Source organism: Bradyrhizobium sp. CCBAU 25360, from assembly GCF_028128695.1.
Classification (GTDB): Bacteria; Pseudomonadota; Alphaproteobacteria; order Rhizobiales; family Xanthobacteraceae; genus Bradyrhizobium; species Bradyrhizobium ottawaense.
This window is the reverse complement of the sequence record NZ_LBJA01000043.1, coordinates 364,412-391,068: the sequence shown is the minus strand read 5'-3', so window position 1 is coordinate 391,068 and position 26,657 is coordinate 364,412. Positions and strand designations below refer to the sequence as shown.

Annotated in this window: 28 protein-coding genes; 9 read left to right on the top strand and 19 right to left on the bottom strand. The window is 64.1% G+C overall.

The features are described 5' to 3' along the window. Positions 1-3: 3 nt before the first annotated feature. The 3 genes from XH81_RS28850 (at position 4) to XH81_RS28840 (ending at position 2,366) form a co-directional block, all read left to right on the top strand. The gene (locus XH81_RS28850; protein WP_028141714.1) at positions 4-1,272 is read left to right on the top strand and encodes a CCA tRNA nucleotidyltransferase; all 1,269 of its coding nucleotides are present in this window, start codon (positions 4-6) and stop codon (positions 1,270-1,272) included. Beyond that, positions 1,269-2,039, top strand: a complete 771-nt coding sequence (locus tag XH81_RS28845; RefSeq protein ID WP_097668761.1) for a sulfite exporter TauE/SafE family protein — start codon at positions 1,269-1,271, stop codon at positions 2,037-2,039. The genes XH81_RS28850 and XH81_RS28845 overlap by 4 nt, the downstream gene beginning before the upstream one ends. 150 nt (positions 2,040-2,189) lie before the next feature. Beyond that, the gene (locus tag XH81_RS28840; RefSeq protein WP_162832244.1) at positions 2,190-2,366 is read left to right on the top strand and encodes a hypothetical protein; all 177 of its coding nucleotides are present in this window, start codon (positions 2,190-2,192) and stop codon (positions 2,364-2,366) included. Positions 2,367-2,420: 54 nt separating this feature from the next. Here XH81_RS28840 and XH81_RS28835 read toward each other — a convergent pair whose 3' ends face one another. The 13 genes from XH81_RS28835 to XH81_RS28775 form a co-directional block, all read right to left on the bottom strand. Further along, positions 2,421-3,323, bottom strand: coding sequence for a universal stress protein (locus XH81_RS28835; protein WP_049801740.1), 903 nt, complete (start codon positions 3,321-3,323; stop codon positions 2,421-2,423). A 188-nt stretch (positions 3,324-3,511) separates the two neighbouring features. Further along, positions 3,512-3,682, bottom strand: a complete 171-nt coding sequence (locus XH81_RS28830) for a hypothetical protein (RefSeq protein ID WP_154694107.1) — start codon at positions 3,680-3,682, stop codon at positions 3,512-3,514. A gap of 369 nt (positions 3,683-4,051) precedes the next feature. After that, entirely contained in the window at positions 4,052-4,402 is a 351-nt protein-coding gene (gene mnhG, locus XH81_RS28825) for a monovalent cation/H(+) antiporter subunit G (RefSeq protein WP_038948315.1), read from the bottom strand. Beyond that, positions 4,399-4,680: a K+/H+ antiporter subunit F gene (locus XH81_RS28820; protein ID WP_028141712.1), complete on the bottom strand. Its 282-nt coding sequence runs from the start codon at positions 4,678-4,680 to the stop codon at positions 4,399-4,401. The genes mnhG and XH81_RS28820 overlap by 4 nt, the downstream gene beginning before the upstream one ends. Beyond that, positions 4,677-5,165 carry a Na+/H+ antiporter subunit E gene (locus XH81_RS28815; RefSeq protein WP_028141711.1) on the bottom strand — a complete coding sequence of 163 codons (489 nt, stop codon included), beginning with the start codon at positions 5,163-5,165 and terminating at the stop codon, positions 4,677-4,679. Before XH81_RS28815 ends, XH81_RS28820 begins: the two co-directional genes overlap by 4 nt. After that, on the bottom strand, positions 5,162-6,784 hold the full coding sequence (locus tag XH81_RS28810; RefSeq protein WP_271596446.1) for a monovalent cation/H+ antiporter subunit D: 1,623 nt from the start codon (positions 6,782-6,784) through the stop codon (positions 5,162-5,164). Before XH81_RS28810 ends, XH81_RS28815 begins: the two co-directional genes overlap by 4 nt. Beyond that, positions 6,781-7,122 carry a Na+/H+ antiporter subunit C gene (locus XH81_RS28805; RefSeq protein ID WP_028141709.1) on the bottom strand — a complete coding sequence of 114 codons (342 nt, stop codon included), beginning with the start codon at positions 7,120-7,122 and terminating at the stop codon, positions 6,781-6,783. Before XH81_RS28805 ends, XH81_RS28810 begins: the two co-directional genes overlap by 4 nt. Next, the gene (locus tag XH81_RS28800; protein WP_038972156.1) at positions 7,122-10,043 is read right to left on the bottom strand and encodes a monovalent cation/H+ antiporter subunit A; all 2,922 of its coding nucleotides are present in this window, start codon (positions 10,041-10,043) and stop codon (positions 7,122-7,124) included. Before XH81_RS28800 ends, XH81_RS28805 begins: the two co-directional genes overlap by 1 nt. Positions 10,044-10,587: 544 nt before the next feature. Next, positions 10,588-10,794 carry a YodC family protein gene (locus XH81_RS28795; RefSeq protein WP_028141708.1) on the bottom strand — a complete coding sequence of 69 codons (207 nt, stop codon included), beginning with the start codon at positions 10,792-10,794 and terminating at the stop codon, positions 10,588-10,590. Between the two features lie 364 nt (positions 10,795-11,158). Next, positions 11,159-11,899: an HAD family hydrolase gene (locus XH81_RS28790; protein ID WP_038948312.1), complete on the bottom strand. Its 741-nt coding sequence runs from the start codon at positions 11,897-11,899 to the stop codon at positions 11,159-11,161. Beyond that, positions 11,896-12,783, bottom strand: coding sequence for an oxygen-dependent coproporphyrinogen oxidase (hemF, locus tag XH81_RS28785; protein ID WP_028141706.1), 888 nt, complete (start codon positions 12,781-12,783; stop codon positions 11,896-11,898). The genes XH81_RS28790 and hemF overlap by 4 nt, the downstream gene beginning before the upstream one ends. Positions 12,784-12,802: 19 nt before the next feature. Further along, entirely contained in the window at positions 12,803-13,435 is a 633-nt protein-coding gene (gene queE / locus XH81_RS28780) for a 7-carboxy-7-deazaguanine synthase (protein WP_028141705.1), read from the bottom strand. A gap of 15 nt (positions 13,436-13,450) precedes the next feature. Next, entirely contained in the window at positions 13,451-13,912 is a 462-nt protein-coding gene (locus XH81_RS28775; protein ID WP_028141704.1) for a tRNA (cytidine(34)-2'-O)-methyltransferase, read from the bottom strand. A 287-nt stretch (positions 13,913-14,199) separates the two neighbouring features. Between XH81_RS28775 and petA the strand changes: the two genes are divergently transcribed. From petA to XH81_RS28745, 6 genes are all read left to right on the top strand, one after another. Beyond that, positions 14,200-14,730: a ubiquinol-cytochrome c reductase iron-sulfur subunit gene (petA, locus tag XH81_RS28770; protein ID WP_028141703.1), complete on the top strand. Its 531-nt coding sequence runs from the start codon at positions 14,200-14,202 to the stop codon at positions 14,728-14,730. Between the two features lie 62 nt (positions 14,731-14,792). Further along, positions 14,793-16,865 carry a cytochrome b/c1 gene (gene fbcH / locus XH81_RS28765; RefSeq protein WP_095426908.1) on the top strand — a complete coding sequence of 691 codons (2,073 nt, stop codon included), beginning with the start codon at positions 14,793-14,795 and terminating at the stop codon, positions 16,863-16,865. Between the two features lie 261 nt (positions 16,866-17,126). After that, entirely contained in the window at positions 17,127-17,801 is a 675-nt protein-coding gene (locus XH81_RS28760; protein WP_028141701.1) for a dienelactone hydrolase family protein, read from the top strand. 32 nt (positions 17,802-17,833) lie between these two features. Continuing rightward, a complete protein-coding gene (locus XH81_RS28755) occupies positions 17,834-18,448 on the top strand; it encodes a hypothetical protein (protein WP_245448813.1) in 615 nt (204 codons plus the stop codon). Between the two features lie 259 nt (positions 18,449-18,707). Then, entirely contained in the window at positions 18,708-20,873 is a 2,166-nt protein-coding gene (locus tag XH81_RS28750; RefSeq protein WP_028141700.1) for an anthranilate synthase component I, read from the top strand. Between the two features lie 119 nt (positions 20,874-20,992). After that, positions 20,993-21,532 carry an adenine phosphoribosyltransferase gene (locus tag XH81_RS28745; RefSeq protein WP_018323310.1) on the top strand — a complete coding sequence of 180 codons (540 nt, stop codon included), beginning with the start codon at positions 20,993-20,995 and terminating at the stop codon, positions 21,530-21,532. 16 nt (positions 21,533-21,548) lie between these two features. Here XH81_RS28745 and XH81_RS28740 read toward each other — a convergent pair whose 3' ends face one another. The 6 genes from XH81_RS28740 to XH81_RS28715 all read right to left on the bottom strand — a co-directional run bounded on the left by XH81_RS28740 (position 21,549) and on the right by XH81_RS28715 (position 26,583). Beyond that, on the bottom strand, positions 21,549-21,881 hold the full coding sequence (locus XH81_RS28740) for a GIY-YIG nuclease family protein (protein ID WP_028141699.1): 333 nt from the start codon (positions 21,879-21,881) through the stop codon (positions 21,549-21,551). 87 nt (positions 21,882-21,968) lie between these two features. Next, positions 21,969-22,637 carry a hypothetical protein gene (locus XH81_RS28735; RefSeq protein WP_028141698.1) on the bottom strand — a complete coding sequence of 223 codons (669 nt, stop codon included), beginning with the start codon at positions 22,635-22,637 and terminating at the stop codon, positions 21,969-21,971. A 60-nt stretch (positions 22,638-22,697) separates the two neighbouring features. Further along, positions 22,698-23,450 carry a hypothetical protein gene (locus XH81_RS28730; protein WP_028141697.1) on the bottom strand — a complete coding sequence of 251 codons (753 nt, stop codon included), beginning with the start codon at positions 23,448-23,450 and terminating at the stop codon, positions 22,698-22,700. 207 nt (positions 23,451-23,657) lie between these two features. Beyond that, the gene (locus XH81_RS28725; RefSeq protein WP_028141696.1) at positions 23,658-24,869 is read right to left on the bottom strand and encodes a M48 family metallopeptidase; all 1,212 of its coding nucleotides are present in this window, start codon (positions 24,867-24,869) and stop codon (positions 23,658-23,660) included. Between the two features lie 34 nt (positions 24,870-24,903). After that, positions 24,904-25,464, bottom strand: a complete 561-nt coding sequence (locus XH81_RS28720) for a LemA family protein (RefSeq protein ID WP_018323315.1) — start codon at positions 25,462-25,464, stop codon at positions 24,904-24,906. 138 nt (positions 25,465-25,602) lie between these two features. Next, positions 25,603-26,583: a small ribosomal subunit Rsm22 family protein gene (locus XH81_RS28715; RefSeq protein ID WP_028141695.1), complete on the bottom strand. Its 981-nt coding sequence runs from the start codon at positions 26,581-26,583 to the stop codon at positions 25,603-25,605. Positions 26,584-26,657: the final 74 nt, after the last annotated feature.

The following is a 26,657-nucleotide window of genomic DNA, read 5'->3' as shown; positions in this document are numbered from 1 at the left end:
ACGATGAGCGCGGAGCCGATCCTTGCCCCGATTCTTGCCGATGCGCCCTGGCTGACCGCAGGCGGGACCGCGCGCGTCCTGCAATTGCTCAACGTCGACGGCGAGGAAGCGCGCGTGGTCGGCGGCGCCGTACGCAACGCGCTGCTCGGTCTTCAGCCCGGCGACATCGACATCGCGACCACCGCGCGGCCGGAGGAGGTGATCCGGCGCGCCAAGGCCGCCGGCATCAAGAGCGTGCCGACCGGCATCGACCACGGCACCGTCACGTTGGTGATCGACAGCCACCCCTATGAAGTCACGACCCTGCGCGAGGACACCGAAACCTTCGGCCGCAAGGCCAAGGTCGCGTTCGGCCGCGACTGGGTCAAGGACGCCGAGCGGCGCGACTTCACCATGAACGGCCTGTCGGTCGATGCGCGCGGCGTCGTCTACGACCATGTCGGCGGCATCGCGGATGCCAAAGCGCGCCGCGTGCGCTTCATCGGCGATCCCGACCAGCGCATCACTGAAGATTATTTGCGCATCCTGCGCTTCTTCCGCATCCACGCCGCCTTTGGTGCCGGCGATCCCGACCGCGACGGCTATCTCGCCTGCATCCGGGGGCGTGCGGGTCTTGCCAGCCTCTCGGCCGAGCGGGTGCGCATGGAGATGCTGAAGCTGCTGGTGGCCGGCGGCGCATCCGCGGCCGTGCTGGCCATGGCCGAGGGCGGATTGCTGCAAGCGCTGATCGGCGGCGTTGCCTATACCGGGCCGCTGTCGGCGATGATCGCGATCGAGCACGAGCTCGGCCTCATCGCCAGCAGCACGCGGCGCCTCGCCGCGCTGACTGTCGCCGTGACCGAGGATGCCAAGCGCGTCGCCGCGCGTCTGCGGCTCTCCAATGCCGAGACCAAGGCACTGGATTCGATGGGCCACCGCTGGTGGCGCTTCGCCGCCAAGGATGAGGCCAATGCACGGCGGCTGCTCTATCGGCTCGGCCCCGAGCGCTATCACGATCGTGTGTTGCTCGGCTGGGCGCGCGCCGGTGGCGACGTCACCTCGATGCGCTGGCGCGCTCTCGCCGAGCTGCCGCAGCGCTGGATTGCGCCGAAATTTCCGCTGAAGGCCGCCGACTTCATCGCGCGCGGTCTGGCCGAAGGACCAGCGCTCGGACATGTGTTGACGCTCGCCGAGGACGCTTGGCTTGCGGCGGATTTTCCCCTAGAGGAAGCCGCACTTGCTTCCATCGCCGATCAAGCTGCGGCACGCATCAGCCGCGACGAGAGAACGTGACCATCGTCTCAGGCTTCGCCGACATCTCGATCTTTCAGCTCCTGCTGGTGGCGTTGATGGCGTTGTTTGCTTCGATCATCGGTGGTCTCGCCGGCTACGGCACCGGCGCCCTGATGCCGCTGGTGCTGGTGCCGCTGGTCGGCGCCGAGCCGGTGGTGCCGATCATCGCGATCTCCGCCATCTTCACCAATTCCAGCCGAGCCGTTGCTTACTTGCGCTACGCCGACCGCCGCCGCGCGCTGATCGTGCTCGCCTGCGCCGCGCTGACGACCGCACTCGGCGCCTACGGCTATACGCGTCTCACCAATGCCGGCGCGGCGCTCGTGATCGGCACCATGCTGATCCTGAGCGTGCCGCTGCGCCGCGTCCTCCGCCGCCGAAAGGTCAAGATCGGCGACAGCGGCCTTGCCGCCGGGTCGGTCGGCTACGGCGTGCTGGTCGGCGGCACCTCGGGCTCAGGCGTGATCCTGCTGTCGCTGCTGATGGCCGCAGGCCTCGAAGGCGCCGCCGTGATCGCAACAGACGCGATGATCTCGCTCGGCACCGGCCTCATCAAGATCTCGGTGTTCGGCCTCGCCGGTGCCGTGACCGCGCAGGTGCTCGCCTTCGCGCTGCTGATCGGAGCGATCGCGATCCCCGGCGCGTTCCTGGCAAAGGCCTTCGTGGAGCGGATGCCGGTGCACATCCACACCGTGATCCTCGATGTCGCCGTGATCACCGGAGGGCTGGTGATGATCTCGGCGGCGGTGAGGCAACTGATCGGGTAGCTGCTTCCTTCAGTGCCGAGGACCCGTCTGAATATCGTTGAAGCTTGAACGCAACACCTTTCGCTTCATTGCGTTGACTCTGGACTTTGGCGTCACAATCCTGGTGGCAGACCTGGTTGGTAGCCAAGTGCCAGACCTGGAGATTAGGCTATGCCCAAGCAGTACGAGACGCCGGAGCAGCGGGAGAAGCGTGAACTCGACGAGGAACTCGATCGACAATTGCAGCAGACGTTTCCAGCCAGTGATCCGCTGAAAATCACCCGGAGTCCGAACAAACGAACCGCACCAAGGTTGGCTGCCCGCGACGCCGAACGACGACGCCGCTAGGTTCGGCGCCCCTCTCGGCCCTGTGAACGGCACGGGGATGAGCCACGGCACGCCTCACGCCTTCGGTTCGGACGCGACTGCCTCCTTCGCCATCCCGAGCTTGGGGCTGGCGGGGGGGACGACCAGGACGTCCACGTTGAGCGAGCGCAGGACTTCCTCCGTTACGCTCCCGATCAACGCCCGAAGCAATCCGGATCGGCCGTGCGTACCCATCACGAGCATGTCGGGCCGCTTCTCCTCGACGGCACGGGTGATGATCTGCATGGGTCCGCCTTCGCCGACGCGAAGAGACCATCGTCGCGTGCCGAACTCGTTGGTCACCAGAAAACTGGTCAGTTCCTCCATTGCCCTGTGACGTTCGCTCTCGACATATCCGGTGATGACGGCCGAGCTAGCCCCAGAGCTGATCAATCGCGTCTTGGCCATCGGCGAGAAGGCGTGAAGAAGCGTCGCTCCGCCTTGTTCCAGAAGTCCGGTGGACAGGCCGATGCGGATTGCTTCAGCCGATGTTTCTGACATGTCGACCGGCACCAGAACCCGTTCATAGCGCCGCTGGGCCTCGTTGTTCACCATCAGCACGGGATATTTTCCACCGCGAATGACACGTTCGATGGTGGTCCCTGTAAAAATATCGCGCAAAAATTGCTTGCGATGGCCGCCCATCACGATGAGATCTGCGCCGACTGCTGCGGCCGCGCGCAATATCCCGTCGAAGGGATGGCCCTTGACGACGGTCGGATAGCAGCGAGCGTCATGCAGCTCGGGCATGGACCCGATCTGCTCCACCAGCACCCGCTGTGCCTCCCGCTCTTCCATGCGGACCAGATCGGCCGGCTGGTCTTCATCAACGACGTGAACAAGGTGCAGCTCGGCACGGCGGGAGCGAGCCAGAAGGCCAGCTTGCCGGAGCGCGCGATGGGAGCGCGTAGAGAAATCCGTCGCAGCGACGATGATCATGTCAGGACCCTCATATTGGCCAACGATGGCAAGTCGATTTCGTGCCAGCGGTGGAAATTCGATTGGCTTGGAAGCGGCTCATGCCCGCGAACGCGCGACGCGCCGCGAGAGGCGGAGCGCGGTAACGCGTCGCGGTAAAAAGCAAATGGTGTACACGGCGGCAGGGGGTGACAAAGCACCCTCCAAAGTCACCTTTTCGGATCGCGAGGAATCGGCGGCGGACGGCGCGCAAATGCCGCGCGGAATCCGTCGGGATCGCAAATCCAGATGAACATCATCCACGAGGTCAGGACGAGCAGCGCTGAAAATACCGACATGAGGAACTCCCGGCTTGGTTTGGAATCGTCGAGTTGCCGCACCCGGGCGATCCGCAATCGCCCGGGTCACCGGCCGATCTGCAGCCGGTTCCCCTGAATTCGATCTCGTGGCACTTTGGTCATCACGGCCTCTGTTTGGGATGCAGCCGATTTCCGAGCGGCATCCCGCATTGCTGGCGTGTCTGAAGCCTCGCCCCTCGGAAGCGCGGCGCGTGCCGAACGCGGAGCCAATTGCTCGGGTCGCACGGCCGGCTGAAGGTTGCGGCGAACTCGCGCGCAGCTCGGTATCATCCACGCGCTAGACGTAGGCATTCGCCGCGAGAATCAAATGCGACATTTAGCCGGCCTTGGCCGATCCGCAGAGCCGCCTGCAATCAGCGCGTGGTCGTTTGTGGCGCCGTGTGCTTTGTCCTAATTATTCTCTGGTTCGCGCGCTGGCGGACTTTGTTCGGCGGTATCGCGGAATCGGGCTGCGCCGACCAACACAGTCAGCGCGATAGGGGTGGTCACGACGCCAAGCCCTACAATCAGGATTTCGTGCAACACCGGTCTGCTCTGCAGGACCGAGAAGTAGACCATCGAAGCGGCCGCGATGAAGACGGTGCCGAGCGTCGTCCCCAGCGTCGGCGCATGGACCCGCTCGTAAAATGTGCCGAGACGCAACAGGCCGAGCGAACCGACAAGCGTGACGGCCGCGCCAGTGAGCAGAAGAACTGCCGTGAGAACCGCAGCCCAGGGCGGCAATTGTTCGATGCCGTTCATTCGATCACCTCGCCGCGGAGCAGAAACTTGGCCAGTGCAACCGTCGCGACGAAGCCGAACAGCGCCATGGCCAGAGCCGCCTCGAAATAAAGCGCTTCGCCGGATCGAATCCCGAACGTCAGAAGCAACAACATCGCGTTCACGGACAACGTGTCGAAGCCCAGGACGCGATCCTGTGCCCGCGGCCCTAGAAAGATGCGGAAGGCGCCGCAGCCGATCGCCAACCCGAGCAGCACTTGCGCGGCAACGAGCGAGTAGGTCAGCATGAGCTGGCTCATTCGAATATCTCCAGCAGATGGCGTTCGTAGCGGTCCTTGATCGTGCGGATCCACTCGTTTTCATCGACGAGGTCCAGAACATGGATCATCAACGAACCCTTCTGAGCGTCGAAATTCACCCACAGCGTTCCGGGGGTCGACGTGATGATGCAAGCCAATGAGGCCAACCCGTACGGGTTGCGCATGTCGAGGGGAATTTTCACGAAACCCGCCGTTCGCTGTCGGCGTCCAAAACCGAGAACGATTTGTCCAACCGCCAGATTGGAGCGGACGATGTCGACCGCGACCAGTCCCAACAGTCGCAGAATGACGCGGGGTCGTCTGACCAGCACGCTCGGTAACTCCAGCACGGTGAGAATCCGCCCGCCGACGAGCGCGACCATGCAGCCGAGGAGGATGTGCCCGAGCGTGGCTGCTTGATTGAGCAGCAGCCACAATGCGAGAAGGCAGAAGCTCACGATCGGAAAGGGCAGAAAGCGTGTCATTTGCCCTCCGCTTTTCGGCTGCCTTCGGGGGCGGCCTCCAGGACGTCGCTGACGTAGCCCGCCGGCGCGTGCAGAGATTGTGCCGTAGCCTGCATGAAACGGATCACGGGACCGGCCAGGACCGTTTGGGCGGCGCAGATGATCAGCAGGAACATGATCGGCGCCATCTCGATCACGCGCACGCGCGGCACGGTGCGATCGGGCGAGGCCCAGAAGATGCGGATTCCCGCGCGGGCGATCGCGACCAACGTCGCGAAACCAGAGAAGATCAGCACAACGAGGAGCGCCCATCCGCTGCCGGGAACGGCGCCGTTTTGATGCGTCTCTGTCGGATTGAGCGCCGCCGCGAGCAGCGCGAATTTAGCGATGAAGCCGGACAGCGGAGGCAGCCCGGCGATGACCAGCGCACAGCCGATGAAAGCGACGCCGAGTAAGCCCATCGTGGCTACGATGGCGGTGCCGACGTCCTCTTCCGCTTCGCCTGTCTCGTCCTCTTCTCCATAGGCTTCCCGGGTGACGGCGATCATGTCCGCTCCAGGTTCGCGGCCGCGTTCGATGAGCTCGACGAGAAGGAAGAAGGCGCTGATGCCGAGCGTCGAGCTGACCAGGTAAAAGAGCGCTGCACTGGTGATGCCGACCTGTCCCATCCCCGTGGCAGCGAGCACCGTTCCGGAGGATACGAGCACCGAAAAGCCGCCGAGGCGTGCGGTATCCTGCGATGCCAACGTGCCGATCGCTCCGAACAGGGTCGTCGCCAAGCCGCCCCACAATAACCAGTCGCTGCCGAAGCCGGCCGATGCGCCGGCGCCTTCGCCGAAAAGCAAAAGCGACAGACGCAGTAAGACATACACGCCGACCTTCGTCATGATCGCAAAGATCGACGCCACCGGCGGACTTGCGGCTGCGTAGGCCGTCGGGAGCCAGAAGCTCAGAGGCCACATTCCGGCCTTGAGCAGGAAGGCGACCGCCAGCACGCCCGCACCTGCTTCGAGCAAGCCCCGGCTCTCGGCGGCGATGGCGGGCACTCTTGCCGCGAGATCCGCCATGTTGAGCGTCCCGGTGACGCCGTAGATCAGGCTGACCCCGATCAGAAACAACAGCGACGCCGCCAGGTTCACGACGATGTAATGCAGCCCCGCCTTCACCCGTGCAATGCCGGAACCGTGCAGCAGAAGGCCGTATGATGCCGCCAGCAACAGCTCGAAGAACACGAACAGGTTGAAAAGATCGCCGGTGAGGAAGGCGCCGTTGAGGCCCATCAGCAGGAATTGAAACAGGGAATGGAAATGCGCGCCTGCCCGGTGCCAACGGGCAAGAGAGAACACCGCCGTGGCCAGCGCCAGGACGTTGGTCAGGAGCAGCATGAGGGCGGACAGCCGATCGAGAACGAGGACGATTCCGAACGGAGCAGGCCAATTGCCCAGACGGTAGACTTCCCTGGTTCCTGCACCGGACATTCCGAGCAAGATCACCGCGATGCAAACGAGTGCAACGGTTCCGGTGACATTGAGGCCTGCCACGATGGCTCGGTGTCTTTCTCCGTTGAGCAGCAGCATGCCGGCACCTGCCAGCAAAGGCAGGAGGATTGGCGCGATGACCAGACTTGCAGCGCCGCTCACGCTTCCGGCTCCTGACCGTCCACATGATCGGTCCGTGCCAGGCCGCGCGATGCGAGCAGAACCACCAGGAACAGAGCGGTGGTCGCGAAGCTGATGACGATTGCAGTCAGCACCAGCGCCTGCGGGAGCGGATCAGCATGCTTGGCGACATCGCCGATCTCCTTTGCGATAAGCACCGGAGCCCCGCTCCGCACCCGCCCCACGGCCACGATGAAGAGATTGACGGCGTAAGAGAGCAACGACAGCCCGATGATGACTTGAAACGTGCGCGGCCGGAGGATCAGCCACACGCCGGACGCCGCAAGCGTACCGATACCGATCGCCAGCACGAGCTCCATCAGACCAGTTCCTCCTTCGACCGCTCGCCGGGCAAGCGCTGGCCGGTCTGGAGTGGACCTCCGTAGCGACGCAACGATTGATGCGCGATTGCGATGAGCATCAGCACCGTGGCACCGACCACGAGCGAGAACACGCCGATGTCGAAAAGGAAGGCGCTGGCCATCGGGACACGGCCGACCAGAGGCAGCTCGGCATACGCAAAGTACGAGGTCAGGAAGGGGTATCCGAAGACGCAGGCGGCGGCTCCCGTGCCCCCCGCCAACAGAAGCCCGAAGCCCATCCAGCGCACGGGCATGACGTGAAGACGAGCTTCCACCCATGCCGTGCCGCGAGCCATGTACTGCAGGATGAACGCGGTCGCCATTGCGACGCCTGCCACGAAGCCTCCGCCTGGAAGGTCATGCCCGCGCAACAGGAGGAAGATCGCCACGACGCCGATCACCGGAAACAGCAGCCCCATCATCAGCGCCGCAGTCTCCGTTGTATCCTTGGCAGTGTCTCCCTTCTGTCGATCGGGATGCGCTTCGTCGTGGCTATCCTGCGCGTGCTGCTGTTCGGGAACGGGAATGCTCTCGGGCGCCGGACGGAAGCGGCGCAAGAGCGCGTAGACGGTCAGTGCAACGACCGCGAGCACCGTGATCTCGCCCATCGTATCGAATCCGCGGAAGTCCACCAGGATGACGTTGACCACGTTGGTTCCGCCACCTTTCGTGTACGCGTTTTCGACGAAGTATCGCGAGATGCTGTCCGTAGCCGGGTGCTGCATCACTGCCAGCGCGAGCGTGGCCAGCCCGACGCCGGCGAAGAGCGCGATAGCGAAGTCACGCACGCGGTGCCATCGAATCCTGCCGGCGGCCTGGCTCGCGCCGACCGGTGCGACGCGCTTCGGCAACCATCGCAAGCCGAGCAACAGGAGAACCGTCGTCACCGTCTCGACGACGATCTGCGTCAGCGCGACATCGGGAGCGGACAGCCACACGAAGCTGACGCAGGTCACGAGACCGGCAGTCCCGAGCAGGATCAGCGCGACGACGCGATGGAATTTAGCCTGGACCGCAGCGCCGATGGCGCAGGCAGCGCCCACCGCCCAGAGCAATGCAAAGGCGAGGTCAAACTTGGCCCCTAGGGGATTCGCCAGCATGATGCCACGTGAATAGAGTGGCAGCAGGGCAGCGACGAACGCCACGCCGGCCAGGATCCTCAACTGTGGCTGGAGATGTCTCGTCCCGAGCTTGCTCGCCAGCCAGCGTGCAAGTCGCCAGGATAACGTCACCATCATCCAGTCAAAGATCTGCTTGCCGCTGAAGCGGCCGAGCAAGGGCGGTCCCTCGTTGACGAGGAGGTAGGAGCGCAGCATCACATAGACGCCCACCCCACCCACCATCGCCAGGATGCTCATCAGCAGTTCGGGGGTAAAGCCATGCCATATTCTCAGGCTGTACTCCGGCATCCTGGAACCGAGAACTGCTCCAGCAGCGGTATCGAGGATAGGTGCAACGGTTAACGCGGGAGCGATGCCCACGACGATACATGCGAGCACGAGAAGCTCGGCCGGAAGTCGCATCAGGAGCGGAGGCTCGTGAGGCGTGCGCGGGAGGCCGACCGGGGCCGGGCCGAAGAACACGTCGCGAATGAACCGGAGCGAATAGGCCACGCTGAAAGTGCTCGCGGCGGTGACGATATAGGGAAGCGCTCGATCGACCAGCGAGTTGTCATGAATCTCGATCGTCTCGGCGAAGAACATCTCTTTCGAGAGGAATCCGTTCAGCAGCGGCACACCGGCCATCGACCCGGCGGCGACCATGGCCAGAGTCGCCGTGATCGGCATGAACGCCCAGAGACCGCTCAAGCGGCGAATGTCGCGAGTGCCGGTTTCGTGATCGATGATGCCCGCGGCCATGAACAGCGATGCCTTGAACGTGGCATGGTTCATGATGTGGAAGATCGCTGCGATCTGCCCGAACGGCGTATCCAGTCCGGTCAGGAGCGTGATCAAGCCGAGATGGCTGATCGTCGAGTAGGCCAGCAGCCCCTTCAAATCCTGCTGGAACACCGCGAGAAATGCGCCCAAGAGAAAGGTGATCAAACCAGCCGATCCCACCAGCCACAACCATTCGTTCGATCCGCCCAGGGCCGGCCAGAGCCTGACCAAAAGAAACACGCCGGCCTTCACCATCGTTGCCGAATGGAGATAAGCGGATACGGGGGTCGGAGCCGCCATCGCGTGCGGCAGCCAAAAATGGAACGGAAATTGGGCGCTCTTGGTCAGCGCGCCGAGCAGGACCAGCACGAGTGCAGGGACATAGAGCGCGTGCGAACGGATCGCGTCTCCGGAAGCGAGCACCTTGTCCAGGTCATAGCTGCCTACGATGTGACCGATCAGCAGCACGCCGGCGAAGAGGCAAAGTCCGCCGGTCGAAGTGATCACCAGCGCCATTCGTGCGCCGTCCCTTGCAGCCGAATTGTGATGCCAGTAGCTGATCAGCAAGAACGAAAACAGGCTGGTCAGTTCCCAGAAGAAAACCAGTTGCAACAGGTTGCCGGAGAATACGATCCCCAGCATTGCGCCCATGAACGCGAGCAGGAAGGAAAAGAAGCGCGGAACGGGATCGCTTGGCGACATATAGTAGCGGGCATACAGCACCACCAGAAAGCCAATTCCGGTGACCAGCATTGCGAAGGCCCATGCGAAGCCATCAAGTCTCAGCGCAAACGCGAGTCCGAGTTCGGGCACCCACTCCGTTCGCCACCCGATGACGCCACCATTCGCGACATCGGGATAAGCCGTGGCGATGAGGCCGAACGCGGCGAGTGCAACTCCTCCGGCGAGCCATGCCTCGGCGTTGCGCGCATTGACCTGCAACAGGGCGGCAATGAAGCTTCCGGCGAAAGGAAGGACGAGAACGGCAAGGAGGAACATTTGCGTTCATTGCCCCAAACTGCGAGGTGGCGAGAGGTCGTCCGCTGGTCCTCAATTGCTTAGCCGACGCGGGCGGATATCTCTACTGCTAGATTTTCGCGATGGTGCCGACTTGAGCGGGCGGAAATTGCGGCCGCGAGAGCGCCGCGCAGAGCATAGAAGCCCCGGGGCGCGATGTGCGCCAGCCACTCATCTCGACGTGGCGGAAATTCGGAACGGTGTCACGCTATCTGCCGGAACGTTCGTTGTTCCATCGCAGGTGCGCGTGGATGCTGCGTTCGACTATATCCACCGCGGTCCAAAATTGCGGCTCACAGTCGCGTCAAACTGTCGCCCCTGTCTGCTGGAGAGCGAATGATCGCCTTTAGCGACGCGCGCCCCAGCATGATTCGAAATCAGACGAGCTGTCTACAAAGGCCTTCATCGCAAGTCCCGCAATCATCTGGCGATGTCCGCTACCGCGCCGTTGTTGGCGGAGAAGCGGACATCACGAGCAGCCGGAGCGAAGCGCTCCGATCTAACGAGGATGCAGTCTTAGGTGTGCCTACTCCTCGTCTTCGTCGTCCTCGTCGTCATCATCCTCGTCCACTTCTTCCAGGCGCTCGAGCACGGCGAGCGGCAGCGTCTCGCGAAACAGGTCGCCTTCGACGCCCATCCAGAGACAGATCACGTCGTCGCCCTTCACGTTCGCGACGGTCAGCGGCTGGCCGCCGGATTTCAGCATGACGATATCGCCGGCTTTCAGTTCCATGGATGGTCCTTTCGGTTGATTGACTTAAGAAGCTAACAAGCCGGCATGACGCGCCGATCACGGGATGCGGGATCAGTGGATGTCCTGCGGCAGCGCGCATCCGCTGCCAGACTGCTGAAACGCCGATGATGGAGTGTCAAGCCGGAGCAGTCCCATTGCGAGAGGCAAAGGCGCTTCTCGGATGGGGTGCGCAGGGGGTACGTCCCGTGCGTCGCGATGATGGCATCATGCGCCTGTTTTGCCCGACAGGTCAAATCATTTCGTAAAATCAGAAATTCATTTTGCGCGTGCTGTAAGCCGTTGTAATTGCAGCAGCGCCCTACTGTGCATGGGGTTGTTTTCGATATTTTGTCTTCGGGCTCGGTTACGGCCGCTCCGGCACCAGCTCGGTCAGCGAGCGGATGATGCGGTCGGGCCTGACCGTCGAGCCTTCGGGCAGGCCGTCGCCGTGCACGTCGATCCAGATCGAATAGATGCCGAGGCGCTGCGGCGTCACCACTTCCCATTCCAGATTGTCGCCGATCATCCAGGTGTCCCTTGCGGAAACGCCCAGCGCCTCCATCGCGTGCAGATAGGCGCGCTCCTCCGGCTTGCCGAAACCGTGCTCACCCTCGATCTGGATATGGTCGAAGCGATGAGTCAACTCGAACCGCTCGACCTTGGCGCGCTGCATGTCGGCGGCGCCGTTGGTGACCAGCGCGAGCTTGATGCCGCGTGCCCTGAACGCGTCGATCGCATCATGCGCGCCGGGGAAGACGAAGATTGCTTCCTCGCGATAGGTGGTGAAGCGGTCGGCGATGCGATCGGCGAGATCGTCGGGCAGGGCGCGATGGCCGTTTGCGGCGAGCGCGGCGAAGCCGCCGCGCACGGTGAGCCTCCGCGCCTCGCCGAGCTTCATCCGCCAGATCGGCTCCGCAGTCGACCAGAACTGCCGCGCAAAGGCGAGCACCGCGGTTGCGACTTGCGCCGGCGGCAGCGGCGCCAGCTCTTCGGCAAACTCGTTCGCGATCGTGTTCCAGGCGATCTCGGGCCGGCCATAGGCCGACAGGATGGTGTCATCCATGTCGATCAGCATGGCGCGCGGCAGCGGCCTCGAAACAGTCATGGCCACTTCACCTCCGGCGGCATCGACGACAGGATCGAATCCACATTGCCGCCGGTCTTCAGCCCGAAGATGGTGCCGCGATCGTAGAGCAGGTTGAATTCGACATAGCGGCCGCGCCGGATCAATTGCTCCTCGCGGTCCGCGGCGGTCCAGCCTGCCGCGAAATTGCGCCTGACGATGTCGGGATAGATCTTCAGGAAGGCGCGGCCGACGTCCTTGGTGAAGGCGAGGTCGGCGTCCCAGTCACCGCTGTCGTGCCAGTCGTAGAAGATGCCGCCGATGCCGCGGGCCTCCTTGCGGTGCGGCAGGTAGAAATATTCGTCGCACCATTTCTTGTACTTGTCGTAGTCGGCAACGCCGTTCGGCTGGTTGCAGGCTTGCTTCATCGCGGCGTGGAAGGCGATGCTGTCGGCATCGTCCTGGGTGCGCCGTCGGTCGAGCACCGGTGTGAGATCGGCGCCGCCGCCGAACCAGGCTTTCGTGGTGACCACGAAGCGGGTGTTCATGTGCACGGCGGGCACGTTAGGATTGCGCATATGCGCGATCAGCGAGATGCCGGAGGCCCAGAATTTTGGATCGTCCGCGGCGCCGGGGATCTGGGCGCGAAATTCGGGCGCGAACTCGCCGTGCACGGTCGAGCAGTGCACGCCGACCTTCTCGAACAGGCGGCCGTGCATCATCGACATCACGCCGCCACCTCCAGCCGCGCCGGTATGGTCGGTGCGCTGCCAGGGCGTGCGCTTGAAGCGGCCGGCTTCGCCTGGATAAAGGCTTTGCGGGGCGTCGTCCTCGAGCCGCTCGAAGCTGGCGCAGATGTCGTCGCGCAAGGCTTCGAACCAGGTGCGGGCGCGGGTCTTGCGGTCGTCGATCGTCGACATGTCCATCTGCATTCCCAGTCGCGTCCTATCTGATGCCGAGCGATTTATGCGTCTGCACGCTGAGCCGCCATTGCGGATGATGCAGGCAATAGTCGATCGCGCGCGCGGTGTTCTCGATGACCTCCGGTCCGTCCATCGGCTGCAGCGAAAAGCGCTCGAAGGCGAGGCCCTCGAACGTCTCGGGCGCGGCGAGGGCCTGCGGATAGACCAGCTTCAGCTCGTGGCCCTGGCGCAGCACCAGCTCGCTGCCGCCCTTGGGACTGACGCAGATCCAGTCGAGCCCCTCCGGCGCTGCGATGGTGCCGTTGGTCTCGACGCCGATCTCGAAGCCGCGGGCGTGGAGCGCCTCGATCAGCGCGGCGTCGACCTGGAGCAGCGGCTCGCCTCCGGTCAGCACCACGTAGCGGTTGGCGGCGGCCGCAGTCCATTGCGCGGCGATGGTGTCGGCGAGCTCCGCGGCCGAGCCGTAGCGGCCGCCGAAGGTGCCGTCGGTTCCCACGAAATCCGTGTCGCAGAACTTGCAGGTGGCCTCAAGGCGGTCCGCCTCGCGGCCGCTCCAGAGGTTGCAGCCGGCAAAACGGCAGAACACGGACGCGCGCCCGGCATGGGCGCCTTCGCCTTGCAGGGTCAGGAAGATTTCCTTGACCGCGTAACTCAATCGTCTCTCCTCAATCTATCGGGCTTGCGGGTTCCGGATCTGCCGCAGCGCCTCGCCGGCGGCCATGGCCGCGGTCATGGCGACATTGAGCGACCGCAGCCCCGCCTTGATCGGGATCACCAGCCGGGCATCGGCGGCCTCGACCACCGCGTCCGTGACACCGGCGCTCTCGCGCCCGAATAGCAGGATGTCCGACGTCTGGTAACGGAAATCGCGGTAGTCGGTGGCAGCTTTCGTGGTGAACAGCAGCAGGCGGTAGCCATGTGCGGCGCGCCAGTCCTCGAATTTGGCCCAGGAGTCGTGTCTGATAAGGCTGACGTGGTCGAGGTAGTCCATTCCCGCCCGGCGGAACAGGCGGTCGGAGACGGGGAAGCCCGCCGGTTCGATGATATGGGCGGCGATGCCCAGGCAGGCGCAAAGCCTGAGAATCGTGCCGGTGTTCTGGGCGATGTCGGGTTGGAAAAGCGCTATCTGCATGGGCTGTGCGAGGGCTATATCGGGGGCGATGCGGGCCGGAAATGTCTCAATAAAACATCGCCTGCCCGGGAATTCGTGCATGGCACGCTCCCGCGCCGATAGCGGGCTTGCGCTCGCCCGGCAAGGGTGCCAATAGAACGATTCTGGACTGCTGTTTCACCCGTTTAGAGGTGAATGGGCGAAGTTCTGCCGCCGCGGGGGGCCGCGGGCGCCGGCAGACTGTTCCGGGGACCTTGGGGGCTCCTGGAGCGGTTCCACCGGTGGCGTAAGAAGAAAGGGTTGGAATCGTGACGACAGCGTCTTCGGCGGACCATCCGACACGCCGTGATTTCTTATTCGTTGCAACCGGGGCAGCTGCAGCAGTAGGGGGCGCAGCCGCGCTCTGGCCCTTCATCTCCCAAATGAATCCTGACGCTTCGACTATCGCCGCCGGTGCGCCGATCGAGGTCGATCTCAGTCCGGTCGCCGAAGGTCAGGACATCAAGGTGTTCTGGCGCGGCAAGCCGATCTACATCAGCCACCGCACCAAGAAGCAGATCGACGAGGCGCGCGCCGTCAACGTGGCGAGCCTGCCTGATCCCGAGACCGACGAGGCGCGGGTCAAGTCCGGCCATGATCAATGGCTGGTCGTGATCGGCATCTGCACCCATCTCGGCTGCATCCCGATCGCTCATGAAGGCAGCTACGACGGCTTCTTCTGCCCCTGCCATGGTTCGCAGTACGATTCGTCCGGCCGCATCCGCCAGGGGCCCGCGCCCGCTAACCTGCCGGTGCCGCCGTACCAGTTCGTTTCCGACACCAAAATCCAGATCGGCTGAGCCTCGGACCCTCGTCCGAAGCTTCGCGCCGTCTCGTCGTACTATTTCCTCAGGATCGCATCATGAGCGGACCATCCGACTACCAGCCGAGCAATCCGGCCCTGCAATGGATCGAGCGGCGCCTGCCGATCCTCGGCCTCATGCACTCCTCCTTCGTTGCCTATCCCACCCCGCGTAACCTGAACTATTGGTGGACCTTCGGCGCCATCCTCTCCTTCATGCTGGGGATGCAGATCCTGACCGGCGTGATCCTGGCGATGCACTATACGCCGCATGCCGATCTCGCCTTCAAGTCGGTCGAACTGATCGTCCGTGACGTGAACTACGGCTGGCTGCTGCGCAACATGCATGCGGTCGGCGCATCGATGTTCTTTGTCGCCGTCTATGTTCACATGTTCCGCGGCCTCTATTACGGGTCCTACAAGGAGCCGCGCGAGGTGCTGTGGATCCTCGGCGTCATCATCTACCTCTTGATGATGGCGACCGGCTTCATGGGCTACGTGCTGCCCTGGGGCCAGATGAGTTTCTGGGGCGCCACGGTCATCACCAACCTGTTCTCCGCCATTCCCTATGTCGGCGAGAGCATCGTGACGCTGCTGTGGGGCGGCTATTCGGTCGGCAATCCGACGCTCAACCGCTTCTTCTCGCTGCATTACCTGCTGCCGTTTCTGATCGCGGGCGTCGTCGTGCTCCACGTCTGGGCGCTGCACGTCGCCGGCCAGAACAATCCTGACGGCGTCGAGCCGAAGACGGAAAAGGATACGGTGCCGTTTACGCCGCACGCGACCATCAAGGACATGTTCGGCGTCGCCTGCTTCATGCTGCTCTACGCCTGGTTCATCTTCTACATGCCGAACTATCTCGGCGACGCCGATAACTACATTCCGGCGAACCCGGGCGTGACGCCGCCGCACATCGTGCCGGAATGGTATTACCTGCCGTTCTACGCGATCCTGCGCTCGATCCCGAACAAGCTCGCCGGCGTCATCGGGATGTTCGGTGCGATCATCATCCTGTGCTTCCTGCCCTGGCTGGACGCCGCGAAGACGAGGTCGTCGAAGTATCGCCCGCTGGCCAAGCAGTTCTTCTGGATCTTCGTCGTGGTCTGCATCCTGCTCGGCTATCTCGGGGCGCAGCCGCCGGAAGGCATCTACGTCATTGCCGGCCGGGTCCTGACGGTCTGCTACTTCGCCTACTTCCTGATCGTGCTGCCGCTGCTCTCGCGCATCGAGAAGCCGCGGCCGGTGCCGAACTCGATCTCGGATGCGGTGCTGGCCAAGACCGGCAGCCGATCGACGCCGATGGTTTCGACCGCGATCATGCTGGCGCTCGCCGGTTCGTTGTTCGCAGGCTCGGTCGACAGCGCGAAGGCGTCTGAAGGCAGCGATACGCCTCCGGGCAACAAATGGTCGTTCTCCGGCCCTTTCGGTAAGTTCGACCGCGGCGCGCTGCAGCGCGGCCTGAAGGTCTACAAGGAGGTTTGCGCCAGCTGCCACGGCCTGTCCTATGTGGCCTTCCGCAACCTCGCCGAGCCCGGTGGGCCCAGCTATTCGGTGGCGCAGGCGGCGGCCTTCGCGTCGGAATACAAGGTCAAGGACGGTCCGAACGATGCCGGCGACATGTTCGAGCGTGCGGGGCGTCCGGCGGACTATTTCCCCTCGCCGTTCCCGAACGAGCAGGCCGCTCGCGCGGCGAACGGTGGCGCGGCGCCGCCGGACCTCTCCCTGATCACCAAGGCGCGCTCCTATAAGCGCGGCTTCCCCTGGTTCATCTTCGACTTCTTCACCCAGTTCCAGGAGCAGGGCCCGGACTACGTCTCGGCATTGCTGCAGGGCTTCGAGGACAAGGTGCCGGAAGGCGTGACCATTCCGGAGGGCTCGTACTACAACAAGTACTTCCCGGGCCACGCCATCAAGATGCCGAAGCCGCTCAGCGACGGCCAGGTGACCTATGACGACGGCTCGCCGACCACGGTCGCGCAATATTCCAAGGACGTCACCACCTTCCTGATGTGGACCGCCGAGCCGCACATGGAAGCGCGCAAGCGCCTCGGATTCCAGGTCTTCGTGTTCCTGATCCTGTTCGCGGGGCTGATGTACTTCACCAAGAAGAAGGTCTGGGCCAGCTCCCACTGAGCGCTCTGATGCGACGAGAAATGAAGAAGCCCCCGCAAGGGGGCTTTTTTGTTGGGTCCGTGTCCCGGACGCGCGAAGCGCGAGCCGGGACCCAGAATGCTCGTAGCTGGACCCCCGGATCGGCGGCGCATCACGCCGCAAGGGGCGGCGCGCTGCGCTGCATCCGGGGCACGAGAGTTTGTTTGCGCGGTGATTGCGTCGTTCGCATGCACCCGCCAAAATGCAACCAACCGCTCCCCCAAGATCTCATCGGAGGACACCATGGGAACCGCCATCACCTTCAAGCGCCCGGACGGCAAGGACGCCTCGGGCTATCTCGCCAATGCCGCGCGCGGCAATGCGCCGGGCGTGGTCGTCATCCAGGAATGGTGGGGCCTGTCGGACCAGATCAAGGGCCTGTGCGACCGCTTCGCGTTGGCCGGTTTCGACGCGCTGGCACCCGATCTCTACAAGGGCAAGGTGGTGCCGTATCACGACACGGACAGCGCCAACAAGGAGATGAACTCGCTCGACTTCATGGACGCCACCACGCAGACCGTGCGCGGCGCCGCGCAATATCTGTCGCGTAACGGCGCCAAGGTCGGGCTGACCGGCTTCTGTCTCGGCGGCGCCGTCACCATCATCGGCTCGGTGCATGTGCCAGAGCTCGCGGCCGGCGTCGTGTTCTACGGCATCCCGCCGGAGCAGGCGGCCAAGCCCGCCGACGTCAAGATCCCGCTCCAGGCCCATTTCGCCAACAAGGACGATTGGTGCACACCGGAGCTGGTCAGCGGCTTCGAGAAGGCCATGAAGGCCGCCGGGAAGTCGCTGGAGTTGTTCCGCTATGACGCCGAGCACGCCTTCGTCAACGAGCAGCGCCAGGCCGTGCACGACCGCGAAGCCGCCGAACTCGCCTGGGGACGGGCGACGGAGTTTTTCAGGAAGCATCTGGGTTGAGATGGGAGCAATCGACCATGGGCAGCGAGGGAATGTCGACATCGTTTCTCACGCGCCGCGTGCTCGGCTCGATCGTTCGACCGGTGATCGTCCTTGGCGTCCTGCTGCTGACGGCAGCTCAGGCGCCGGGACAACAAGCCTTCGTCACGCTGAACGGTAATCTCAAAACGGAGGCCTGGTGGGTCATCGCGGAATTCCGACCCTTCACGGCGGAGGTTCGCGGTATCCCCGCGAACCAGATCCGCAAGAGCTGGTGCAAGGCGACTGAATTCCGCAAGGACCTGATCCCCAAAGAGCTGATGTTCGAGAACGGCACCGACGCGATGAAGGGCGCCGGCATGTCCTTTACCATCGAGGGGCGCTTCGACGGCGGCGCCACGAAGCAGATCGCCGTGGTCGGCGTGTTTCAGGAGTGTGCGGGTCCCAAGGGCAGGTTCATGCTGCTCCTCGATCAGGCGGACGGCGAGAAGCCGAAGATCCGCTTTGTCGACGCCATACGCACGAACCGCCAGTTCGCCGCTCTCTCGAAGGACAAGGGCGGCAAGCTCGTCCTTTGGGGATGCATGGAATGCGACGGCTATTCCGTCCTCAAATGGGATCGAAAGAAGAACCGGTTCGGCTGGGGGCCGCAGGCCGAGGAGCCCTGAGCCAAGCAGAAGCGGCAGCCGGACGCTGCGCGCCCGGTCGCGGGGAGTAGGTTTCTCACCTTGACGCCGCCCCCGCGCCATGGTGAGTATCCGCCCATGAGCACCGCAGCCTGCCCAGCCCGTCTTTGGTGGCGCACCTCCTAAGAGGTGGCCGGTGCGATTTACCTTTCCCAAATCGTCTGAGGTCGCCTGCACAGTGCGGCGGCCTTCTCGTTTGTCCTGTGTGGCGTTCCCTCGGCAAGTTTCGTAAGAGGACGACATGAACAGGACAGTCTTTGCCCTCCCGGCCAGAAGCGACTACGCGACCCGCGCGGGTCTGGCGATCACGCGCGTGGCGGAGCAGTTTACCGGCGGCGCCAACAGGCTCGACGACCTGATCAACCTGCTCGACCGCCGCCGCGGCGTGGTGCTGTCCTCGGGCACGACCGTGCCCGGCCGCTACGAGAGCTTTGATCTCGGCTTCTCTGATCCCCCGCTCAAGCTCGAGACATCTGGCGTCAATTTCAAGCTGGAGGCGCTGAACGCGCGCGGGCAGGTGCTGATCGCCTTCCTCGGCGATGTGCTGCGCGAGCCCTGCGTCGTGATCTCCGAGAAGAACGCCACGCGCCTTGCCGGCCACATCATCCGCGGCGATGCGCCGGTCGAGGAAGACCAGCGCACGCGGCGCGCCAGCGTGATGTCGCTGGTGCGCGATATCATTGCCGCCTTCTCGGCCAATGACGACGGGTTGCTCGGCCTGTTCGGCGCTTTCGCCTACGACCTCGTGTTCCAGATCGAGGACCTCGTGCAGAAGCGCGCACGAGAGAGCGACCAGCGTGACATCGTTCTCTACGTGCCCGATCGCCTGCTGGCCTATGACCGCGCCACCGGCCGCGGCGTGGTGCTGAGCTACGATTTTGCCTGGAAGGGCAAGTCGACCGAGGGCCTGCCGCGCGAGACCGCCGAGAGTCCGTATCTGAAGACGCCGCGGCAGGGGTTTGCCGATCACGCGCCCGGCGAATATCAGGCCACCGTCGAGACGGCGCGTGCTGCGTTTGCGCGCGGCGATCTGTTCGAGGCGGTGCCGGGCCAGCTGTTCGCCGAGCCCTGCGATCGCTCGCCTGCCGAAGTGTTCCAGCGGCTCTGCGTCATCAACCCGTCGCCCTACGGCGCGCTGATGAATCTGGGTGAGGGCGAATTCCTGGTGTCGGCCTCGCCGGAAATGTTCGTGCGCTCGGACGGACGTCGGGTCGAGACCTGCCCGATCTCAGGCACGATCGCGCGCGGCACCGACGCGATCGGCGATGCCGAGCAGATCCGCCAGCTCCTGAACTCGGAGAAGGACGAGTTCGAGCTCAACATGTGCACCGACGTCGACCGCAACGACAAGGCGCGCGTCTGCGTGCCCGGCACGATCAAGGTGCTGGCGCGGCGCCAGATCGAGACCTATTCAAAGCTCTTCCACACCGTCGATCATGTCGAGGGCATGCTGCGTCCCGGCTTCGACGCGCTCGACGCCTTCCTCACCCACGCGTGGGCCGTGACCGTCACCGGCGCACCCAAGCTGTGGGCGATGCAGTTCGTCGAGGATCACGAGCGCTCGCCGCGCCGCTGGTATGCCGGCGCGATCGGCGCAGTGAACTTCGACGGCAGCATCAACACCGGCCTCACCATCCGCACCATTCGCATGAAGGATGGTCTGGCTGAAGTGCGTGTCGGCGCCACCTGTCTGTTCGACTCGGATCCTGCCGCGGAAGACCGCGAATGCCAGGTCAAGGCCGCAGCCCTGTTCCAGGCGCTGCGCGGCGATCCGCCAAAGCCGCTGTCGACTTTTGCGCCGGATGCGACCGGTTCGGGCAAGCGGGTGCTGCTGATCGACCACGACGACAGCTTCGTGCACATGCTCGCCGATTATTTCCGCCAGGTCGGCGCCGACGTCACCGTGGTCCGCCATGTGCATGCACTCGACATGCTCAAGCGGAAGACATGGGATTTGCTGGTGCTGTCGCCGGGCCCCGGCAGACCGGAAGATTTCGGGATCAAGAAGACGATCGACGCGGCGCTGGAGCAGAAGCTGCCGGTGTTTGGCGTCTGCCTCGGCGTGCAGGCGATCGGCGAATATTTCGGCGGCGAGCTCGGCCAGCTCACCCATCCCGCGCACGGCCGTCCTTCGCGGGTGCAGGTGCGCGGCGGACGCTTGATGCGCAATTTGCCGAACGAGATCGTCATCGGCCGCTATCACTCGCTCTTTGTCGAGCGCGACAGCATGCCGGAGGTGTTGTCCGTCACCGCCAGCACCGAGGACGGCGTCGCCATGGCGCTGGAGCACAAGACGCTGCCGGTCGCCGGCGTGCAATTCCATCCGGAATCGCTGATGTCGCTCAGCAATGAGGTGGGACTACGTATTGTCGAGAATGCGTTCCGGCTGGATGCTGGGACGAATTGAGTGCAGGATATTTCACCTCGTCATTCCGGGATGGTGCGTCAGCACCAGATCCGGAATCTCGAGATTCCGGGTTCGATGCTGACGCATCGCCCCGGAATGACAACTGAGATGAGAACCGAATGACCTTTGACCACGACATCAAGGCGAGCGTCCGTACCATTCCCGACTATCCCAAGCCGGGGATCATGTTCCGCGATATCACGACCCTGCTCGCGGACGCGCGCGCGTTCCGCCGCGCGGTCGACGAGCTCGTCAACCCCTGGGCCGGCAACAAGATCGACAAGGTCGCCGGCATGGAGGCGAGGGGCTTCATCATCGGCGGTGCGGTGGCGCACCAACTCTCGGCCGGCTTCGTGCCGATCCGCAAGAAGGGCAAGCTGCCGCACACCACCGTGCGCATCGCTTATTCGCTCGAATACGGCATCGACGAGATGGAGATGCATGTCGACGCCATCCAGCCCGGCGAGCGCGTCATCCTGGTCGACGACCTCATCGCCACCGGCGGCACCGCGGAAGGCGCGGTGAAGCTGCTGCGCCAGATCGGCGCCAACGTCGTCGCCGCCTGCTTCATCATCGATCTGCCCGAGCTCGGCGGCGCCGCCAAGCTGCGCGCCATGGACGTGCCGGTGCGCACGCTGATGACGTTCGAGGGACACTGAGAGGTCGCCACGATCTTCAGATCGCCTCGGCCTTCAGTTCATCCCGCCAATGCAGCAGGCGCTCCTTCAGGAGCGCGTTCCTGACATAGGCGGTTTCCTCATCCTCCAGGCGCTCGCATTCGCCAAAGGTCAGGCCGGGCTCGCCATGCGCATTCCAGGCAGCCTGAAGGCTGCGGCAGGTGTGGCTGCCCTGGCGCAGCGAGAACCAGATGCGGTTCCGGATCGTCTCCAGGTTCGGCGCCTGGCCGACCCAGGCCTCGCCCGAGACCGCGCAACGCACGACGAAGATGCCCGCAATGGTCTTCCGCTCCTTGTAGGCGGCAATCGCTGCTTTCCGGTCGATGCTCACGGTGACGGGCCTTGCTGAGGGGGATATTGATGCCCGCCTCAATAAGCCCGCTCCAACCCGCAGTCAATATTATCCGGGTGAAATTATCTAGGATCGCTGAAGGATCAGGCTGAGCTCGAGCTCGCGGAAGGCAAAGTAATTCCGCCGGGTCCATTGGTGCAGCTCGGTGGAGGCGTCCTTCTCCTGGCGCAGATAGCCGGTGAAGGAGAAGTTCAGCCGGTCGACATAGGTCTTGAGGAAGCCGGGCAAGGCAGGCAGGCGGAACAGCCGGCCGCCGGCCATCGCGGCCGGCAGCTCACCGCGCACGACATATTCATTGTCCACGGTGATCAGGTTCATCCGCGGGATCTGCCCGCGCAGCATCTCGTGGGCGCGGGCGGAGGCGCGATCGGTGTCGGCGACGAACAGGATCTGAGGCGCGACATGGCGGCGGGCGGCCTCCTTCAAGAGGCCGATCTCGTCGGTCATCTTGAAGAACTCGTCGAAGGCGTGGAAGCCGAGGTCGATCACCTTGGCCATGCCATCATCGACGATGACGCGGTCCATCAGCTGCATCTTGCCGTAGGTGTCGATCACGTCGGCGGTCTCCGTGATCTTTGGCAGGTAGTCGAGCAGCGACGGTTCCTTCAGATTGACGTCGAAGGCCGCGACGTTGCCGTTCTTGAGCAGCAGAAATTCAGCGAGCAGCCGCGCCAGCAGTGTCTTGCCGACCTGCGGGCGGGGCGAGCAGATGATGTAGACGGGCGTGGCGGGCATCGGCAGCTATATCAGTCGAACCTGGCGACCAATCCAGCCGTATCAGCCCTGCTTGCGCAACTATTTTTCGCTGTTGCGGGTCGCGGGTTTCGAGCCGACGATGTCGGTCAGCCGGATCCGGTCGAACTCGCTCCAGACATTGGCCAGCCAGTGCCGGACATAGCCGCGCAGCACGAACGAATAGTTCGCGGCCTCGTCGCTGATGCCCTTGTTGGCGACGAATTTCAGGAACGGGACGGACGAAACCTCGACCTGCTCATAGGCCATTTCGTTGAGCTTGGGGATGGTCAGCTCGGTCGCGTCCTTGATGCGGTGGAAGTAGGAATTGTAGGTCGCCTGGTCCCATTGAAAGAACTGGGTGTCGTTGATGAAGTTCTTCACCAGGAAATATTTTGCGCCGGTCATGAAGCCCGCGGTTTCGGCGATCTCGTCCAGCGAGGCGATCGAGGGTCCGAGGATGTGGAACACCGCGAAGGTGATCTGGCCTGCCTTGGCGGCATCCAAGAAGCCGATGTCGCGCAGCGAGGCCAGCGCCGGCGAGAGCAGGCCGGCGCGGACGTCGATCACGGTGACCGACGGGCTGGTCGCGTTGAGCGTATCGAAGATCTTCATCTGATCGGCCGTCGTCGTCATGTCGACGATCTCGGTGATGTCGGGGTGGAAGCGCTTCAGGGTTCCGCGCGGCGATTCCGTGTCGAAGGCGCGCGTCGGCACGTTGTTGGCTGAGAAATAATCGAGCAAGGTGCGCGATACCGTGGTCTTGCCGACCCCGCCCTTGTCCGCGCCCACCACAACCACTGCCGGCTTTGCCATTGCTGTCCCCTAACGCGCGCCCCCGATCGCGAGGTCGCAATCGGCCGGGCCCCAAATCGATGTCCGAAGGATGTCCCAAGTCTGCTGTTGGGCGCGAACATGGCAGAAACAAGGGAGAATTCAATTCCTCGGCATGCCGATACGGCAATTCCCGAAGTTTTTCCCAATCGCGGCGAAACCCGCTGCGCGTGGCAGGACATCGCGTGCTTAATGACGGCCCCAGGGACCCATGAGATTGCCCGCCGGGTTGCTGCTCGCGGTCCCGGAGGGGCCGGGTGCGGGCAGGGGCGGCGGAGCGGCCGCATCGTCCCACGGGCCATGACGCAGCGGCGGTGGGGCGTCCTGCGGGTCAGCTTGCGCCTCGGGCTCGTCGGTTTCCTCGGTCGGCGGCAGCAGGCCCGGATCGTGGCCGCCGGCGAACTTGACGAGCGCGTCGACCCGGGATTGCACGGACGGGTGGGTCGCGAACAGATCGGCAAAGCCCTCGCGGGGATTGTCGACGCAGAGCTCCATCACGGCCGAGGTCGCGCCGGGCAGCTCGCCGCGATTCTCGATCTTGCGCAGCGCCGAGATCATCGCATCGGGGTCTTTCGTCAGCTCGACGGAGCCCGCGTCGGCGAGATATTCGCGCGAACGCGACAGTGCCAGCTTGACAACCTGGGACAGCAGCCAGGCCACCACGATCAGCACAATCGCGATGATGATGACGATCACCGCGCCGCCGCCGGAACTCTTGTTGTCGCTCGATGACGAGGACGACCGCGACGACGAGGAGGAGCCCGAGGACCATGAGCCGCCGGAGCCGGAGCTCCAATTGAAATTGGTGAACAGGCGGAAGAACAATTCGCCGAAGAAGCCGACCACGCCTGCGATGATGACGGCGACCACCATCAGCTGCACGTCGCCGTTCTTGATGTGGGTCAGCTCATGGCCCAGCACCGCCTCGATCTCCTTGTCATCAAGCGCATCGAGCAGCCCCGTGGTGACGGTGATCGAATATTGCCTGGGATTGAGGCCGGTCGCGAACGCGTTCAGCGCCGGGCTCTCCATGATCTTCAGCTTCGGCATGGTAATGCCGCGCGAGATGCAGAGGTTTTCCAGCAGATTGTAGAGCCGCGGCTCCTCCTGCCGGGTAACGTCGTGGCCGCCGGTCACCGCGTCGATCATCGACTGGTGGAAGAAATAGGCGATCACGACCCAGACCGCCGCCACGATTGTCGCAACCGGTGCGGCCACGATCAGATCGTGGAGGGCGCGCCTCAGGTAATAGACGACGGTCTCATTGCCGTTGATGACGACTTCGGCGACCAACGCGCCAGCATAGACCAGCACGTAGACCAGCATGAACAGGCCGGCGAGCAGCAGCATCGAACGAAACTTGTTCGAGGCGATGTGCGTGTAGAGACCATACGCGGCCATGACGCGGGTGCCCTGCCGGCCTATCGGCTCAAGATCAGAACTTCACCTGCGGCGCGGCCTCGACCTCGGTGCGGCTGGCACCGAGATCGAAGAAGTCCTTCCTGGTGAAGCCGAACATGCCGGCGAACAAAGCGGCGGGCAGCTGCTGGATGCCGGTGTTGTATTCCTGGACCGCGTTGTTGAAGAAGCGGCGGCTCGCCGCGATCTTGTTCTCGAGGTCGGAAAGCTCGGATGCGAGCTGCTGGAAATTGGCGTTGGCCTTGAGGTCGGGATAGGCCTCCGACAGCGCGATCAGCCGGCCGAGCGCGCCGGACAGCTGGTTCTCGGCCGCGGACACCTGCGCCGGCCCCTGCGCCGACATAGCCGAATTGCGTGCCTTGATGACGTCGTCGAGCGTGCCGCGCTCGTGCGAGGCGTAGCCCTTCACCGTCTCGACCAGGTTCGGGATCAGGTCGTGGCGCTGCTTGAGCTGCACGTCGATATCGGCAAAGGCCTGGCCGACGCGCTGGCTCAGCGCCACCAGGCGGTTGTAGGCGCTGAAGGCGAACAGCGCGAGGACGACGATGACGCCGAGAACGATCCAGCCGGTCGACATGGAGAACTCCTGAAGGGGGAAGAAGGCGGGCGCTAGCCTAGACCAAATTGGCGCAGGATGAGAGCCCGGCGCAGAGGAGAGGTAAGGCTTGGTCGAATGTGGAGCCGCCCGCGTTCAAGGCAAAAGTCTGGAACGAGGTTAACTTTCGGACAGAACGGCGTCGCCCCAGCGCCAGCGGCGTGCCCCGGCATAGGCGGCCTTGTCGCGACGAGGCACCCTCGTGATGGCGACGCCATCCTCGGTGCAGAGCTTGGCCGTGATCTCGGCCTTGCCGACATCCGGCGGCGCCAGCACGCGCGCGGCGCGCACGGCGGGCGGCGTGCGGGTCAGCGCGACGTAGATGAAGCGCTCGTCCTCGAATGGCACCTCCGCGCCCTTGATTTGCCGGTGTGCCTGCGAGCGCGGCAGGCGCTGGTTGAAATGGCACCAGTCGGGCGCGGTGAGCGGGCAGGGTTTTTCGTGCGGGCAGGGGGCGGCGACGAAGGCGCCGGCCGCGATCAATTGCTGGCGCAGCGCGAGGATGCGCGCGGTGCCGGCGGGTGTGCCGGGCTCGATCACGACCAGTGCGTGGCGCGCTTTCGCCCACATGGCCGCGGCGAGCGCGCGCTGCTCGCTTTCACTGAGCTCGCCGATGACATAGCTCGCAACCACGAGATCCGCTTGCGCGACCTCGGCGAGGTTGCCGCCGGCATCGCCCGGCAGATAGCGGCATTCCGCCAGCCGCGTGCTGTCGCGCGCGAGTTCGAGCGCGAGCCGGCTCAAAGTGGCATTGGCGTCGAGCAGCGTAAAATCCTGTAGCGAGGGAAAGGCCTCCGCGGCGGCCCAGCTCGCGGTGCCCGGACCTGCGCCGACGTCGAGCAGCGTTTCCGGAGCCAGATCCGGTGCGATCTCGGTCAGCGCATTCAGGCTTGCGGCGACGGCCGCGTAGGTCGCCGGCATGCGCGCGAGCGCATAGGCGAGCGCATCGGCGTCCGACTTGATCGTGCCGGAGCCGCCGCCGGCGCGGTAGCTGGTCGAGATTTTCTGCGAACGCTGTGCGGCGTCGGTACGGGAGAAGCCCTGCAGCCTGCCGTCAAGGGCGGCTTTCAATTCGGCGGGGAGGGTGGGTGAGATCATCATCAACCTCACATCATTCCGGGGCGCGCGAAGCGCGAGCCCGGAATCCAGAGATTGTGGTTCGAGATTCCGGGCTC

Excerpts from the sequence above, each read along its gene's own strand:
- XH81_RS28850 (WP_028141714.1), top strand. The coding sequence starts at position 4 with ATGAGCGCGGAGCCGATCCTTGCCCCGATTCTTGCCGATGCGCCCTGG.
- XH81_RS28840 (WP_162832244.1), top strand. The coding sequence starts at position 2,190 with ATGCCCAAGCAGTACGAGACGCCGGAGCAGCGGGAGAAGCGTGAACTC.
- XH81_RS28835 (WP_049801740.1), bottom strand. The coding sequence starts at position 3,323 with ATGATCATCGTCGCTGCGACGGATTTCTCTACGCGCTCCCATCGCGCG.
- mnhG (WP_038948315.1), bottom strand. The coding sequence starts at position 4,402 with ATGAACGGCATCGAACAATTGCCGCCCTGGGCTGCGGTTCTCACGGCA.
- XH81_RS28820 (WP_028141712.1), bottom strand. The coding sequence starts at position 4,680 with ATGAGCCAGCTCATGCTGACCTACTCGCTCGTTGCCGCGCAAGTGCTG.
- XH81_RS28815 (WP_028141711.1), bottom strand. The coding sequence starts at position 5,165 with ATGACACGCTTTCTGCCCTTTCCGATCGTGAGCTTCTGCCTTCTCGCA.
- XH81_RS28805 (WP_028141709.1), bottom strand. The coding sequence starts at position 7,122 with ATGGAGCTCGTGCTGGCGATCGGTATCGGTACGCTTGCGGCGTCCGGC.
- XH81_RS28800 (WP_038972156.1), bottom strand. The coding sequence starts at position 10,043 with ATGTTCCTCCTTGCCGTTCTCGTCCTTCCTTTCGCCGGAAGCTTCATT.
- XH81_RS28795 (WP_028141708.1), bottom strand. The coding sequence starts at position 10,794 with ATGGAACTGAAAGCCGGCGATATCGTCATGCTGAAATCCGGCGGCCAG.
- XH81_RS28790 (WP_038948312.1), bottom strand. The coding sequence starts at position 11,899 with ATGACTGTTTCGAGGCCGCTGCCGCGCGCCATGCTGATCGACATGGAT.
- hemF (WP_028141706.1), bottom strand. The coding sequence starts at position 12,783 with ATGGACATGTCGACGATCGACGACCGCAAGACCCGCGCCCGCACCTGG.
- XH81_RS28775 (WP_028141704.1), bottom strand. The coding sequence starts at position 13,912 with ATGCAGATAGCGCTTTTCCAACCCGACATCGCCCAGAACACCGGCACG.
- fbcH (WP_095426908.1), top strand. The coding sequence starts at position 14,793 with ATGAGCGGACCATCCGACTACCAGCCGAGCAATCCGGCCCTGCAATGG.
- XH81_RS28760 (WP_028141701.1), top strand. The coding sequence starts at position 17,127 with ATGGGAACCGCCATCACCTTCAAGCGCCCGGACGGCAAGGACGCCTCG.
- XH81_RS28755 (WP_245448813.1), top strand. The coding sequence starts at position 17,834 with ATGTCGACATCGTTTCTCACGCGCCGCGTGCTCGGCTCGATCGTTCGA.
- XH81_RS28750 (WP_028141700.1), top strand. The coding sequence starts at position 18,708 with ATGAACAGGACAGTCTTTGCCCTCCCGGCCAGAAGCGACTACGCGACC.
- XH81_RS28745 (WP_018323310.1), top strand. The coding sequence starts at position 20,993 with ATGACCTTTGACCACGACATCAAGGCGAGCGTCCGTACCATTCCCGAC.
- XH81_RS28735 (WP_028141698.1), bottom strand. The coding sequence starts at position 22,637 with ATGCCCGCCACGCCCGTCTACATCATCTGCTCGCCCCGCCCGCAGGTC.
- XH81_RS28730 (WP_028141697.1), bottom strand. The coding sequence starts at position 23,450 with ATGGCAAAGCCGGCAGTGGTTGTGGTGGGCGCGGACAAGGGCGGGGTC.
- XH81_RS28725 (WP_028141696.1), bottom strand. The coding sequence starts at position 24,869 with ATGGCCGCGTATGGTCTCTACACGCACATCGCCTCGAACAAGTTTCGT.
- XH81_RS28720 (WP_018323315.1), bottom strand. The coding sequence starts at position 25,464 with ATGTCGACCGGCTGGATCGTTCTCGGCGTCATCGTCGTCCTCGCGCTG.
- XH81_RS28715 (WP_028141695.1), bottom strand. The coding sequence starts at position 26,583 with ATGATGATCTCACCCACCCTCCCCGCCGAATTGAAAGCCGCCCTTGAC.